A 13,139-nucleotide genomic window follows, 5' to 3' on the forward strand; every position below is an offset into this window, starting at 1 on the left:
GGATTTCTCGAGTCAGGTGAGGACCGGGAAGACTTCCAGGCCGCCGAGGTACTTCTGCAGCGCCCGGGGGACGTTCACCGAGCCGTCCTCGTTCTGGTGGTGCTCGAGGATGGCCACGATCCAGCGGGTGGTGGCCAGCGTTCCGTTCAGGGTGGCGACGGCGCGGGTCCCCTTGGGTGCGCCGTCCTCGTTCAGCACGCGCTCACGGATGTTCAGGCGGCGCGCCTGGAACGTGGTGCAGTTCGAGGTGGACGTCAGTTCCCGGTACGCACCCTGCGTGGGCACCCAGGCTTCGCAGTCGAACTTGCGGGCGGCGGAGTTGCCGAGGTCGCCGGCGGCAGTATCGATCACCCGGTAAGGGAGCTCGCACTTGGCCAGCATCTCCTCTTCCCAGGCCAGCAGCCGCTCGTGCTCGGCTGCGGCCTCCTCCACTGTGGTGTAGATGAACATTTCCACCTTGTTGAACTGGTGGACGCGGATGATCCCGCGGGTGTCCTTGCCGTGCGAGCCCGCTTCGCGGCGGTAGCAGGAACTCTGGCCCGCATAGCGGATGGGGCCGGCGGAGAGGTCCAGGATCTCGTCCGCGTGGTACCCGGCCAGGGCCACCTCCGACGTGCCCACCAGGTAAAGGTCGTCTTCGGCGAGACGGTAGATTTCGGCGTCGTGCTTGACGTCGAAACCGGTGCCCTGCATCGTTTCGGGGCGGACCAGCGTGGGGGTGATCATGGGAACGAAGCCGGCGTCGATTGCCTGCTCCATGGCCATCTGGAGGAGTGCCATTTCCAGCCGTGCGCCCACGCCGCGGAGGAAGTAGAAGCGTGAACCGGACACCTTGGCGCCGCGCTCCATGTCGATGGCACCGATCAGCTCACCGATTTCCAGGTGGTCTTTCGGCTCAAAATCAGGGAACTCACGGGGTTCGCCGACGGTCTTGACCACGATGTAGTCGTCCTCGCCGCCTTCCGGAACCCCGTCCACGATCAGGTTGGGGATGGCCCGCAGCAGCTCTTCCTGCTGCGCCTGCGCGACGTCAGCTTCGGCGGAGGCCGCCTTGACCGACGCGGCCAGGACCTTGACCTCGGCCAGCAGCGCCTGCTTTTCGTCGCCCTTGGCCTGCGCCACCTTCTTGCCGAAGACATTCTGTTCGGCGCGCAGGTTTTCGAAGCGGATCAGTGCGGCGCGCCTCGCCGCATCTGCCGAGATGATCGCATCCACTACGGACTCGTCGGCGCCGCGGGCGCGCTGGCTGGCACGGAACTTGTCCGGATTTTCGCTGAGGTCTTTTACGTCGATCACCAGACAAGAGTATCGAATCCGCCCGCCATGAGGCGGTGGGCCGTGCGGGCTCCTGCGCGGGATAGTGTTGGAGCACCATGAACGATTGGCTGCTTTACCTCATCATCACTGCGGCCTTGGCTTTCGCGGTCTCCAGCTGGTGGGGTGTGCGGAGCCTCAAGGCACTCCATACGCGCAGCGCTGTCCAAGAGGACACGTACCACCCGGGCCTGTCCCGTCAGACAGTGGCCGTGGTGATGAATCCGGTCAAGGCGAAGTCCGCGGAAGCCACCGCCCTGATCCAGCGCGCTTGCCTCTCCGCAGGCTGGGACGCCCCGGTATTTTTCGAAACAACCGCCGAGGACCCCGGATATTCGCAGGCCGAAGCGGCACTCGCGAGCGGCGCCGACGTCGTCCTCGTGGGCGGCGGGGACGGAACGGTACGCGTTGTGGCTGAGAAGCTTGCGCGTACGAACGTGCCCATGGGCCTGATTCCGCTGGGCACGGGAAACCTGCTGGCAAGGAACATCGATCTCGACGTCTACGATCTCCACGGCAACGTCCAGACAGCACTGTTCGGACACCAGCGGCACATTGACATGGCCCGCATGGCCATCCGGAACTCGCGGACGGGTACCTCGTCGGAGCATGCGTTCCTGGTAATTGCCGGCATGGGCATGGACGCCGAGGTAGTGGGCGACACCAATGACGGACTGAAGAAGGCAGTGGGCTGGCTCGCCTATACCGAGGCTGGGGTCAGGCATTTGCCCGGACGGCGCAAGAAAGTGTCCATCGCCCTGGACGACCAGCCGGAACAGTCACGGAAGATCCGCAGCGTGCTGTTCGCCAATTGCGGCCTGATCCCGGGCGGCATCGACTTCATCCCGCAGGCAATGATCGACGACGGCATGCTGGACGTCGTGGTGATGAGCCCGCGCAGTGCTATCGGGTGGATCGCGATGTACGCAAAGATCATGTTCAAGCACAAAAGGAACCTGCCGGTCATGAGCTACTACCGCTCCGGCAAGATCGTCATCAAGTGCGCAGAGCCGGTAGCCACCCAGGTCGACGGAGACCCCTCAGGAATGGCCACCGACGTGACCGTCCAGGTGGAACCGAGATCGCTGTTGGTTCGGGTTACGGAAAGCAAGGGCGGCGAAACGGCCCCAAGGGAATGCACCCCGCAGTAGGCTTCCGGGAAGGCAGCCTGCCCGGAGACTCCGGAGTCAGGCGCTGGCCTTCTTCTGTTCCGCCTCAGCTGCTGCTTTTGCCGCCGCGCGGGCTTCGGACTGTTCCCGGATCATGGCCTGTTCCTCTTCGAAGCGCAGGCGATCCGCGCGGTCCGCATCGTCGCCGTCCCAGTCCTGGTTATCGGCAGTCGGCTTGGGATTGACGATCATTCCCTGGCCGTCATTGTCGGTACTGGATGCTGACATGACCCGCTCCTTCCGGTAGAGGTCGTCCCCAATGGATCAGGCAAGCATACGCACTGCGGTGCAGGCGGGGAAGTACCCGGTAGGGCATTTGTCTAAGCTGTTGGCGAACCTTGCGGAGCTTGGACCGGCTCGATGGATGCCGCTTTGAGTATCCCTGCGACCCATTCATGTGCGGCCTGGAATGCTTCGTCGGACGTGTGTGCTTCCACTTCGGGGCTCTGTGCGTCAGCCCGCGGGTAGGAACCAAGAAAGCGCGTGGCGGAGCTGATCCGGTGCAACCCGGCCAGGGCGTCCGCCACACGGGCGTCCTCCACGTGGCCGTCGGCGTCGATGCTGAAGAAGTAGTGGCCCAGGTACTGCCCCGTGGGCCGCGATTCGATCCGGCTGAGGTTCACCCCGCGGGTGGCGAACTGGTCCAGGATCTCCATCAGTGCACCCGGACGGTCCTCGGGCAGCGGGACCACCACCGTGGTCTTGTCCGCTCCGGTCCGGTGCGGCAGCGCTCCGGGCCGGCTGACCAGGACAAAACGCGTCACCGCGCCCGGGTTGTCACCAATGTTCTCCGCGAGCACATGCAGCCCGGGCTGCTCAGTGGCCACGATCGGGGCGCAGATGGCGGCGTCATAGTGCACGCCGTCCTCGCTCAGCAGCCCCATGGCTCCCGCCGCGGTGGAAGAGGCCGGAATGTATTCCACATCAGGCATGTTCGCTTCGACCCAGAGCCGGCACTGCGCCCAGGCGTGGCCATGGGTAGAGATCTTGCGGATATCCGCGATTTCCACCCCGGGGCGGGCAACAAGGACGAAGCTGATGGGGACGAGCGCCTCTCGGATGATCCTCAGCTCCTGGCCGGACGCGATGGCATCCAGGGTCGCCGTCACGCCGCCCTCGACGGAGTTCTCGATGGGCACCATGGCGGCATCGGCGGATCCGTCACGGACCTTGTCCAGCGCGGTGTTCACATTGGAGGAGGGGATGCGGACAGCCTCCACGGCGCCGGGCACCTGCATCAGCGCAGCCTCGGTAAACGTGCCTTCCGGGCCAAGGAACGTATAGGTGACGGGCGAAGCAGGCATGGACGGTCCTTGTCGTTTTTATGTCAGGGCCGCCCGGCGGGCGGCAACGCCGGGCGGCAACCCTGCGCTGAGGGGCGGCAACGCCGGGCGGCAACCCTGCGCTGAGGGGCGGCACCGGCCGCATTGCTAGAGGATGACTGGTTTGAGGCCGTTGTCCGAGACGAGCGGCATTCCTGACTCAAGCCACTGGTCCATCCCGCCGGCCACGTTGAAAGCGGAATATCCCTGGCCCACCAGCCACTTGGCTGCACGGAAGGACCGTCCTCCCGTCCGGCAGATAACGTACAGGTCCTCGTCCGGGTCCAGTTCGCTGAGCCGGGCCGGCAGTTGGTCCAGCGGAACGTGGTGGGCACCTTCGGCATGCCCGGCCGCCCACTCGTAGTCCTCGCGCACGTCAAGGATCTTGGCGTCGGCGGGAACGTCGGTCACGGTCACGGTTTCGAAGTCGCTCATGGAAGTCCTCTCCGGGGGAATGAAGGTCTGTCTCCAGCGTATCCTCCACCGGAGGCGGCGGCCCCGAATCCGGAGGCACGTTACGCTTCAAGGGGACCGCAAAGGAGAATCTTCGATGGCAGCCCAACAGCCCACCATTCTGGCAACGTCCGGCGGACTTAAGGCCGGCCGGCGTTCACGGCTGGAGTTCGACGCACTGCTGCATCACGCCGTCGAGCTTTCCGGCATTACCGGGCGCGCCCCTCGCGTCACCCATATCGGCACCGCCGCGGGCGACCAGCGCTGGTTCAACGCGGAAATGGACCAGGCCGCGAGGATCGCCGGCTTCGATTTCAGCCACCTGAACCTGTTCACCATGCCCAGCATCGACGATCCGGAAGCCCACCTCATGGAGCAGGACGTGGTGTGGGTCAACGGCGGTTCGGTGGTGAACCTGCTGGCCGTCTGGCGGGCGCACGGCCTCGACGGAATCCTGCGGCGGGTGTGGGAAGGCGGCGTGGTCCTGGCCGGCGTCTCGGCAGGGTCCATCTGCTGGTATCAGGGCGGCACCACGGATTCGTTCGGCCCGCAGCTGCGTCCGGTGACGAACGCCTTGGGATTCCTGCCCTATGCCAACGGCGTGCACTACGACTCCGAGGACCAGCGCCGACCGTCGGTGCACCGGCTGGTGGCTGACGGCACGCTCGGCGAAACCCACTGCACGGACGACGGCGTGGGGCTGGTTTACTTCGGCACGGACCTCGTTGATGTGGTCAGCGAGGTGCGCGGCAAGGCGGCGTACCGCGTCACGCGGCAGCCAGGCGCAGCAGCTGCGGCGGAAGAGCGGCTGGAGCCACGTTTCCTTGGCTGAAATCCACGAATTGTCCGCGGTTGGGCTACGTGACGCCCTGAGCTCGGGAAAGCTCTCTGCCAGGGAGGCGGCCGAGCATTTCCTGGCCCGGATCCAGGCGCGGAATCCGGGCCTCGGGGCGTTCATCACGGTGACGGCGGAGCAGGCCCGAGCCGACGCCGCACGCGCGGATGCACTGTACGCCCGGTCCCGGCACTCCCGTTCGCCGGGGGAGCTTCCGCTGCTGCACGGCATGCCGGTGGCGTTCAAGGACCTGACCGACGTTGCCGGTGTGGTGACGACCCACGGCAGCGCGGCCCTGGACCAAAAGCCTGCACCCGTGGACGGTGCGCTGGCGGCGGTGTTGAAGCGGGCAGGCGTCGTCTCCCTGGGTAAGACCCAGGTTCCGGAATTCGGCCTGACTGCCTACAGCGAGAACCTCATCGCCCCGCCGTCGCGCAATCCCCATGCGCTGAGCCGCAGCTCGGGGGGATCCTCGGGCGGCAGTGCCGCGGCCGTTGCCGCAGGCCTCGTACCGTTTGCACCCGGGTCCGACGGGGGCGGCTCCATCCGGATTCCTGCGGCGGCCTGCGGGCTGTTGGGCCTGAAACCGGGGCGCGGACTCGTCCCGGCCGGTGAAAGCACCGGGGACCCGGCCCGGCTGGTAGTGGCCGGCCCGTTGGCCCGGTCCGCCGAGGATGCGGCCCTGATGCTCGACGCACTGGTGTCCGCACCGGAATCACCGGAATCACCGGAATCGGCGCAAGCGGCAGCATCAGCGGCAACGGACCCGGGAACGTCCGGGCACAAAGCTCTTCCAGGCGGAGGCCGGTACCTCGCGGCCGTGTCCCGGCCGCCGCGGCAACTCCGGATCGGCGTGAGCCTGGACAGCCCCTGGCAGGCAATTTTCCCGTTTACTCCGGACGCGGAAGCCATGGACGCCCTCGACACGGGTATCCGGCTGCTCGAGGCGGCAGGCCACTTCACGGCGGAAGCCGCCGTCCGGTACGACAACCGGTACCCGGACGCCTTCACCACTGCGTGGACTGCCGGCGTGGGAAGTGCCAGGATAGCCCCGCAGCGCGAAGCCCTCCTGACCCCGCTCACCCGCACTTTCCGGCGGCGGGCGCAACAGCGGAGTGTGTCCAAGCTGAACGAGGCACTGGGTTTCCTGCGGCAGTTCGAGCGGGACACCATTGCGCAGTACGCCCACTGGGACCTTGTCCTGATGCCGGCACTGGCACAGACGCCGCGACCCGTGGGCTGGTTCACGGGTTCCTCGCATGGGGACGGCTACTGGCCTGCGTCGGAGTGGGCCGGCGACGCCGACGGCGATTACCGGAAGCAGTGCGAATATGCGCCCTGGTCCTCCATGGTCAACGTGTGCGGCCTGCCCGCCATCAGCATTCCCGTGCACTGGACCGGCGGCTCACCGGGCGCCGGCCTGCCGATGGGGATCCAGCTGGTGGGACCCATGGGATCCGAGGCCCTGCTGCTACAAGTGGCCGCCCAGATCGGCTACTAGGGCCGGCGGCGCGCCCGGCAGCAAGACGCGGCAGCACGACTCGGCAACGCCCGCAATGGCCCGCGGCGCCGCGTGTCTGCCTTGCTTCCTGCCCGCTGGAATGTGACAATCGCGCGATCCGGTGCCACTCTTAAGTAAATGAGCACAACTCATTTATCCGATCGCCCCGCTACAACGCCGGGCGATACTTCCTTTTTTGGCCACCCAAAGATGCTGGCCAGCCTCTTCTCCGTGGAAATGTGGGAGCGCTTCTCCTTCTACGGCATGCAGGGCATCCTCCTCTACTACATGTACTTCACCGCTGCGCAGGGCGGCCTCGAAATCGAGCAGGGCCTGGCCGCAGGACTGGTGGGCGCCTACGGCGGCGGAGTCTACCTCTCCACCATTCTTGGCGCCTGGCTGGCTGACCGGCTCTTCGGCTCGGAACGGGTCCTGTTCGGCTCGGCCGTCCTGATCATGGCCGGCCACATTGCGTTGGCGCTCCTCCCGGGCGTTCCCGGCCTCATTGCCGGCCTGGTGCTGGTGGGCGTCGGCTCCGGCGGGCTCAAGGCCAACGCCACCGCACTGGTGGGCAGCCTGTACGGAGAGAAGGACGAACGCCGCGACGCCGGCTTCTCCATCTTCTATATGGGCATCAACGCGGGCGGGCTGATCGGCCCGCTGGTCACCGGCTGGCTGCAGGAAAGCCAGGGGTTCCACTGGGGCTTCGGCGCAGCCGCCGTCGGCATGGCCCTGGGCCTTGGCATCTACGCAATGGGACGCAAGAATCTTCCCGAAGCGGCACACTACGTGCCCAATCCGCTGCCGGACGCGGAGCGGACCCGGTACGGGCTGATCTTCGTTGGGATCGCCGCCGCAGTGGCCGTGCTCCTGGCCACCGGTGCCGTCAACGCCGATAACCTGGCCATGTCCATGGCTTACGCGGCCATCGGCGCGTCCGTGCTGTACTTCGGCCTGATCTTCCGCAGCAAAAAGGTGACAGGGACGGAGCGCAAGCGCGTGATCGCGTTCATCCCGCTGTACATCGCCTCGGCAGCATTCTGGGCGCTCTTCCAACAGCAATTCACGTTCATTGCCGTCTACTCGGAGGAGAAGCTGGACCGAAACCTGTTCGGATGGGAAATGCCGGCGGCCTGGGTGCAGTCCATCAACCCGGTGTTCATCATCATCTTCGCCGGCGTTATGGCGGCCCTGTGGACCCGCCTCGGCCACAAGCAGCCAGGATCGGCCTTGAAGTTCTCCATCGGCCTGTTCGTGATGGGCCTGGCCTTCCTGGCCTTCATCCCGTTGTCCGGCGGCGGCAAGACACCGCTCCTGGCCCTCGTGGGCATCCTGTTCCTGTTCACGCTCGCGGAGCTCTTCCTCTCCCCCATCGGGCTCTCCGTCACCACCAAACTGGCACCGCAGGCGTTCCACACGCAGATGGTGGCTTTGTTCTTCCTGTCCGTTTCGCTCGGCACCACCCTGGCCGGCATCCTCGCCGGCCTGTACAACCCCGCCGATGAGCTGCCGTACTTCACGGGCATCGGCGGCACGGCCATGGTCCTCGCCGTCGGCCTGGCTGTGGCTTCGCCGGGGATCAAGAAGCTCATGGGCGGCGTACGCTGACCGGGTGAGCAACCACCGCCCGCCGGCTGCGCAGAGGCCGGTCGAGTCCCGCCTCTACCGGCCCGCCGCCGGCGAGGCGTCCGACGTCGAACCCATGCCCGCGGGCGACGTCACCGACGGCGTGGTGCGGGTGGGCGGAACGATCCGCCGCCCACACCAGCCGCAGAGTTTCGCGGTGGCCGACTATCTCGACTGGCTGGAGAAGGCCGGTTTCGAGGGCTCGCCGCGGTTCCTGGGGCGCGACCCGGAAGGTCGGGATGTCCTCTCGTTCGTGCCTGGGGACTGCGCCGGGGCGGTGCCCGAACCGTGGGTGCAGTCGGAGGACCTCCTCGCGTCCGTGGGCCGCCTGGTCCGCCGCCTGCACCACGCTTCGGAGGGGTTCGTGCCGGTGGCACATCCGTTCCCGCTCCGGCCCGTCCGGCAGGACACCGTGAAAGGCGATCCCGCAGCCCTGGTGTGCCACCTGGATGTGACCCCGCAGAATGTGGTGGTCCGGGGCGGGCTGGCCGCCGGCCTGGTGGACTTCGACCTCGCGGGGCCAAGCACCGCCCTCAAGGACTCCTTTAACACTGCGATGCACTGGGTGCCGCTCAGGGACCCGGCCGATGCCTGGCCCGGCTGGGGGCCGCTGGATCCGTTCCGGCGGCTCCGGATTTTCGCGGACGCCTACGGCTGGACCGGAGACGAACGACGGCGGCTGCCGGGCTTCGGCGTGGACGCCGTCCGCTTATCGTACGAGCGGATGGAGCACAATGCCCGGACGGTGGGCGGCGGCTGGGCGCGGATGTGGTCAGAAGGCGTGGGCGAAGTCATTGAGCGACGGGCCGCCTGGCTGGAGGCGAATGCCACCCGCCTGATGCGGGCGCTGACGGACTGACAATGCGTTAGAAGCCGTAGCCGGCGTTGGCTGCAGCGAAGATTGCCACCACGATGAACGTCAGCACGATGGCCGTAAGCGCAAGCCCGAGGTAGCCGAGAACCAACCCGGCAGTGGCCAGTCCCCTGCCTGCGGGTTCCCGGAGGTATGCCAGGTGGCCCAGGACGACGGCCGCAATCTGCGGAAGGATGAAAATTCCCAGCCCCAGAAACACCGCGATCCCGCAGCATAGACTGGCAATGCTCAGGCTCTTGGGCTCCGGCGGCATCCCGTAGTAGGACGGCTGGCCATACACAATGCCGTATGGCCCGGACGGCTGGCCATAGGGATTACTGGGCGGCGCGGGCTGGGACCCCTGCGGCGGAATGTACGACGGCGGCTGGTAGCCCTGTGGTGTCCCCTCGTCGCCGGCGGCAGGCTGGTTGGTCATGGGAAAATCCCCTTTTGCGTGGTTTTAACCAGCCTACCAACGCGCCGCCCGGACGTGCCGTCGACGTACGCACCCGTAATGCACCTGTGATGCGGCCGCCCGAAAATGTGGCTACCGGATCCACAGCGGCGCCGAGAGTGCCAATGCCACGATCCCCAGGATCAGCAGGCCCCAAAGGACGCCGACCGCCCGGCTTTTGCGGAACCGGCGTTCGCCGTACTGGCTTTTGAGGTACTGCGGGGGCCGCGGTGAATCCGCCGGGGACAACCGGCCCGCGGCGTTGCCGGCCACGGGTCCGTGATAGCGGCTGGGCAGGGGCGACGGATACCGGGTCCCCTGGTGCGCACCCTGGCCCGGGTTCAGCCCCGGCCAGCGCGCCGGGCCCTGAATGGGCATGCCCCGGTAGTTAAGGGCTGCGGACTGCTGGGGCTGCGTCAGCTGTTGTCCCAGATGGGAGTAGACGCCCACTACCGTCTCCGGATCCAGCACTGCCGGAAGCGCCGCTATCCGGGCAACAACACGGTTGATGCCCAACACTTCGACGCCGGAATCCGTCACCTCGCCAAGGTCGGGCTGGCCGGTCAGGCAGATGATGGAACGGACCAGGTGCCGGTGGGGAGCACGGAGCAATGCGGCCACTGCAGCCGCCTGCCCCAGGGCGCCGTCCACGGCGGGGTTCCTCGTGTAGCCGTTCTGCCTGAGCACCCCGTCCCGGACCTCGACGTTCCCCGACCAGTTCTTGGAATCCACCACTACAACGCCGCCCGGCCCCACCAGTACGTGGTCCAGGTTGGCCAGCGGACGGCCGGGCCAGTGGACGTCGTGCAGCAGGAACCAGCCGTGCGGAGCCAGCTCGCTGAGCATGTTGGCGGTGCGGCGCTCCCCGTCGGCACCGGCACCCCAGGTGTCGGCCGCGCGCTCGGCGTGGTCCAGCTGGCGCTTCAGCCGGGCTATCCGCTCGGCCGCGAGCCGTGATTGTTCTGCCGCTCCGTCCCCTGCCGCCATTGAGTGTCCCCTTGGATTCGCCGCAACGCTCCCGGCGGAGGAGGGTCCGCCGTCGTAATTTCTTTTGAAATTAGCAGCCCCGCGGCGGCGGGTATATAGGTACTTTTGGCGCCACCACTCGCTTTTTCGCTTCCAAATACTGCCCGATTTAAATGGCAATAGGAATGAATTGGTAAATGCCCGGTGAAATTCGGCGTCATAGGGGCCGGATTCCGGTTCAAACCGTGTTGTGGCCCGCCGTCGTCTGGCATGCTGGTGCCATGGCTAGCCGCGCGGGCACAGTTGCCCAACCCCAAGACCTTGTTGACCTCACTGCGCTCCTGGACGCGTACTACGATGTTTCTCCCGACCTGAGCGATCCGGGCCAGCGCGTTGCCTTCGGCACGTCCGGGCACCGGGGGTCCAGCCTGAAGGCTTCGTTCAATGAGCCCCACATTGTGGCCATCACCCAGGCCATCGTGGAATACCGTGCCGGCCAGGGCATCACCGGCCCGCTGTACATGGCCAAGGACACGCACGCCCTCAGCGAACCGGCGCAGAACTCCGCACTGGAAGTGCTGGCAGCCAACGGCGTGAACGTCCTCATCGACGCCCGCCACGGCTACACACCCACCCCGGCCCTGAGCCACGCCATCCTCACGCACAACAACAATGCCCCGGCCGGCGCCCCGCAGGCTGATGGCATCGTGGTCACGCCCAGCCACAATCCGCCCGGCGACGGCGGCTTCAAGTACAACCCGCCGCACGGCGGACCCGCAGACACCGATGCCACCGGATGGATCGCCAACCGCGCCAACGAGCTCCTCGAGAACGGGCTCCGCGGCGTCAAGCGCATCCCGGTGGCGGACGCCCTGGCCGCGGACACCACCGGCAAATTCGACTTCCTCAGCAGCTACGTGGACGACCTCCCGTCGGTCCTTGACCTGAACGCCATCCGTGAAGCCGGCGTCCGGATCGGCGCCGACCCGATGGGCGGCGCGTCCGTTGACTACTGGGGCGAGATCGGCGAACGGCACCACCTGAACCTCACCGTGGTCAACCCCACTGTTGACCCGCAGTGGGCCTTCATGACGCTGGACTGGGACGAGAAGATCCGGATGGACTGCTCCTCGCCGTCCGCCATGGCCTCGCTGATCAACCGGATGTCTGTTAGTGCGGACGGGTCCGCAGCCTATGACGTCGCCACGGGCAACGACGCTGACGCCGACCGCCACGGCATCGTCACCCCGGACGGCGGGCTGATGAACCCGAACCACTACCTCGCCGTGGCCATCGACTACCTCTACCGCCACCGCACCGGCTGGAACCCGCAGTCCGTGATCGGCAAGACGCTCGTCTCCTCCTCGATCATCGATCGGGTGGCCGAAAGCCTGGGCCGCAAACTGGTGGAGGTCCCCGTGGGCTTCAAGTGGTTTGTCCCCGGACTGCTGTCCGGCGAAGGCGCGTTCGGCGGCGAGGAATCCGCGGGCGCTTCGTTCAACAAGATGGACGGCAGCGTCTGGACCACCGACAAGGACGGCATCCTGCTGGCGCTGCTGGCCTCGGAAATCACCGCCGTCACGGGCAAGTCGCCGTCGCAGCTGTACAAGGGCCTCACGGACCAGTTCGGCGACCCCGTCTACGCCCGCATCGACGCCGCAGCCACCCGGGACCAGAAAGCCGCCCTCGGCAAGCTTTCGTCGTCCGACGTCACGGCCACTGAGCTGGCCGGGGAAACCATCACGGCCAAGCTCACCGAGGCTCCGGGCAACGGTGCCTCCATCGGCGGCCTGAAGGTGGTCACCGCGAACGCCTGGTTCGCTGCCCGCCCGTCCGGCACCGAGGACGTCTACAAGATCTACGCCGAGTCGTTCAAGGGCGCCGATCACCTCAAGCAGGTTCAGGCAGAAGCCAAGGCCCTGGTGGACGGGGTTATTTCGTAAGTTCCCACAGACGGAGGATGCGCCGGACGGAATGGTTTCCGTCCGGCGCCATATCCACCAGCGCCACGCGGTCCAGCACGACGACGTCCCCCGGCCGGGTGCGCTTGTCGCCGTGGTGCGACACATGGGGCCGGTAGTTGTCCAGGGTGTAATCCGGCGTGGGCACGCGCCCCGGCAAACCCGCAACGGTTCCCATCAGTGACTCGTGAAGGTCCTGCAGGGGCTGGCTCGGCTCGACCAGGCTGACCGCAACGGATCCCAGCCGGCCGAAGCCGGCGTCGTCACCGATGGTGAGCCTGGTGCCGAGGGCCGCCCGCACGGGCAGGTCGATGAGTCCGGCAATCCGTTCGGCGAGTCCGGACGCCTGGCCGCCGTCGTCGGACTTAACGCCGTCGTCGGACTCCTCCTCCACATCGAATCTCACGAGCGTGATGTGCAGGGGCCAGTCGTCGCGGGGGAACACAAGCCCGTCGGTGACAGGCTCGACAAAGGCCACCAGAATCAGGTTCCGCATAGGGCCAGTGTGCCACTGTGCCCGTCCGCGCGGGCGGCCGGGCACAGTAGCCAGAGTGGCAATTTCGACTAAAATGGGAAGTGGCCCCGGACACATGCCGTGCAGATACCTGCAGAAATGTTGCCCAGAGTGCCTCCGGCGTGTCCCCCATCGTGCCGGGGGCCTCTCTGAGTAACCGCGCGGGCTACT

At 66.7% G+C, this 13,139-nt stretch carries 13 protein-coding genes; 6 read left to right on the forward strand and 7 right to left on the reverse strand.

Annotation, left to right across the window (positions count from 1 at the left end; all coding sequences use genetic code 11):
* Positions 1–12: 12 nt before the first annotated feature.
* Entirely contained in the window at positions 13–1,296 is a 1,284-nt protein-coding gene (gene serS / locus AB0N24_RS12365; protein ID WP_364124305.1) for a serine--tRNA ligase, read from the reverse strand.
* Between the two features lie 77 nt (positions 1,297–1,373).
* On the opposite strand from serS, the gene AB0N24_RS12370 reads away from it, so the two are divergent.
* Entirely contained in the window at positions 1,374–2,465 is a 1,092-nt protein-coding gene (locus AB0N24_RS12370) for a diacylglycerol kinase family protein (RefSeq protein WP_364124308.1), read from the forward strand.
* A gap of 36 nt (positions 2,466–2,501) precedes the next feature.
* Here the strand turns inward: AB0N24_RS12370 and AB0N24_RS12375 are convergent, their stop codons facing one another.
* From AB0N24_RS12375 to AB0N24_RS12385, 3 genes are all read right to left on the reverse strand, one after another.
* Positions 2,502–2,711, reverse strand: coding sequence for a hypothetical protein (locus AB0N24_RS12375; RefSeq protein ID WP_364124310.1), 210 nt, complete (start codon positions 2,709–2,711; stop codon positions 2,502–2,504).
* Positions 2,712–2,803: 92 nt separating this feature from the next.
* Positions 2,804–3,787 (reverse strand): prephenate dehydratase, encoded by a 984-nt coding sequence (pheA, locus tag AB0N24_RS12380; protein ID WP_364124312.1) that lies wholly within the window; start codon positions 3,785–3,787, stop codon positions 2,804–2,806.
* A 126-nt stretch (positions 3,788–3,913) separates the two neighbouring features.
* On the reverse strand, positions 3,914–4,240 hold the full coding sequence (locus tag AB0N24_RS12385; RefSeq protein ID WP_364124314.1) for a rhodanese-like domain-containing protein: 327 nt from the start codon (positions 4,238–4,240) through the stop codon (positions 3,914–3,916).
* A gap of 115 nt (positions 4,241–4,355) precedes the next feature.
* On the opposite strand from AB0N24_RS12385, the gene AB0N24_RS12390 reads away from it, so the two are divergent.
* The 4 genes from AB0N24_RS12390 to AB0N24_RS12405 all read left to right on the forward strand — a co-directional run bounded on the left by AB0N24_RS12390 (position 4,356) and on the right by AB0N24_RS12405 (position 9,079).
* The gene (locus tag AB0N24_RS12390) at positions 4,356–5,090 is read left to right on the forward strand and encodes a peptidase E (protein WP_364124316.1); all 735 of its coding nucleotides are present in this window, start codon (positions 4,356–4,358) and stop codon (positions 5,088–5,090) included.
* Positions 5,083–6,594 (forward strand): amidase, encoded by a 1,512-nt coding sequence (locus AB0N24_RS12395; protein ID WP_364124318.1) that lies wholly within the window; start codon positions 5,083–5,085, stop codon positions 6,592–6,594. The genes AB0N24_RS12390 and AB0N24_RS12395 overlap by 8 nt, the downstream gene beginning before the upstream one ends.
* Positions 6,595–6,732: 138 nt before the next feature.
* Positions 6,733–8,202 carry a peptide MFS transporter gene (locus AB0N24_RS12400; protein WP_364124320.1) on the forward strand — a complete coding sequence of 490 codons (1,470 nt, stop codon included), beginning with the start codon at positions 6,733–6,735 and terminating at the stop codon, positions 8,200–8,202.
* A 4-nt stretch (positions 8,203–8,206) separates the two neighbouring features.
* Positions 8,207–9,079 carry a phosphotransferase gene (locus AB0N24_RS12405; RefSeq protein ID WP_364124322.1) on the forward strand — a complete coding sequence of 291 codons (873 nt, stop codon included), beginning with the start codon at positions 8,207–8,209 and terminating at the stop codon, positions 9,077–9,079.
* A 7-nt stretch (positions 9,080–9,086) separates the two neighbouring features.
* On the opposite strand, the gene AB0N24_RS12410 is transcribed toward AB0N24_RS12405, so the two are convergent.
* Both AB0N24_RS12410 and AB0N24_RS12415 read right to left on the reverse strand, forming a co-directional pair.
* Positions 9,087–9,509 carry a DUF4190 domain-containing protein gene (locus AB0N24_RS12410; RefSeq protein WP_364124325.1) on the reverse strand — a complete coding sequence of 141 codons (423 nt, stop codon included), beginning with the start codon at positions 9,507–9,509 and terminating at the stop codon, positions 9,087–9,089.
* 111 nt (positions 9,510–9,620) lie between these two features.
* Complete coding sequence (locus AB0N24_RS12415) at positions 9,621–10,514, reverse strand: nuclease-related domain-containing protein (protein ID WP_364124327.1); 894 nt, start codon at positions 10,512–10,514, stop codon at positions 9,621–9,623.
* Between the two features lie 260 nt (positions 10,515–10,774).
* Between AB0N24_RS12415 and pgm the strand changes: the two genes are divergently transcribed.
* Positions 10,775–12,436: a phosphoglucomutase (alpha-D-glucose-1,6-bisphosphate-dependent) gene (gene pgm, locus AB0N24_RS12420; RefSeq protein ID WP_364124330.1), complete on the forward strand. Its 1,662-nt coding sequence runs from the start codon at positions 10,775–10,777 to the stop codon at positions 12,434–12,436.
* Here pgm and AB0N24_RS12425 read toward each other — a convergent pair.
* Entirely contained in the window at positions 12,426–12,950 is a 525-nt protein-coding gene (locus tag AB0N24_RS12425; RefSeq protein WP_364124332.1) for a 2'-5' RNA ligase family protein, read from the reverse strand. The genes pgm and AB0N24_RS12425 overlap by 11 nt on opposite strands.
* Between the last annotated feature and the right edge of the window lie 189 nt (positions 12,951–13,139).

The sequence above is a fragment of the Arthrobacter sp. NPDC093128 genome, assembly GCF_040683875.1.
In the GTDB taxonomy this organism is placed as follows: Bacteria; Actinomycetota; Actinomycetes; order Actinomycetales; family Micrococcaceae; genus Arthrobacter.

Coding starts and splice junctions, on each gene's coding strand:
- pheA (WP_364124312.1), bottom strand. CDS start 3,787: ATGCCTGCTTCGCCCGTCACCTATACGTTCCTTGGCCCGGAAGGCACG.
- AB0N24_RS12425 (WP_364124332.1), bottom strand. CDS start 12,950: ATGCGGAACCTGATTCTGGTGGCCTTTGTCGAGCCTGTCACCGACGGG.
- AB0N24_RS12370 (WP_364124308.1), top strand. CDS start 1,374: ATGAACGATTGGCTGCTTTACCTCATCATCACTGCGGCCTTGGCTTTC.
- AB0N24_RS12410 (WP_364124325.1), bottom strand. CDS start 9,509: ATGACCAACCAGCCTGCCGCCGGCGACGAGGGGACACCACAGGGCTAC.
- AB0N24_RS12390 (WP_364124316.1), top strand. CDS start 4,356: ATGGCAGCCCAACAGCCCACCATTCTGGCAACGTCCGGCGGACTTAAG.
- pgm (WP_364124330.1), top strand. CDS start 10,775: ATGGCTAGCCGCGCGGGCACAGTTGCCCAACCCCAAGACCTTGTTGAC.
- AB0N24_RS12415 (WP_364124327.1), bottom strand. CDS start 10,514: ATGGCGGCAGGGGACGGAGCGGCAGAACAATCACGGCTCGCGGCCGAG.
- AB0N24_RS12400 (WP_364124320.1), top strand. CDS start 6,733: ATGAGCACAACTCATTTATCCGATCGCCCCGCTACAACGCCGGGCGAT.
- AB0N24_RS12375 (WP_364124310.1), bottom strand. CDS start 2,711: ATGTCAGCATCCAGTACCGACAATGACGGCCAGGGAATGATCGTCAAT.
- AB0N24_RS12385 (WP_364124314.1), bottom strand. CDS start 4,240: ATGAGCGACTTCGAAACCGTGACCGTGACCGACGTTCCCGCCGACGCC.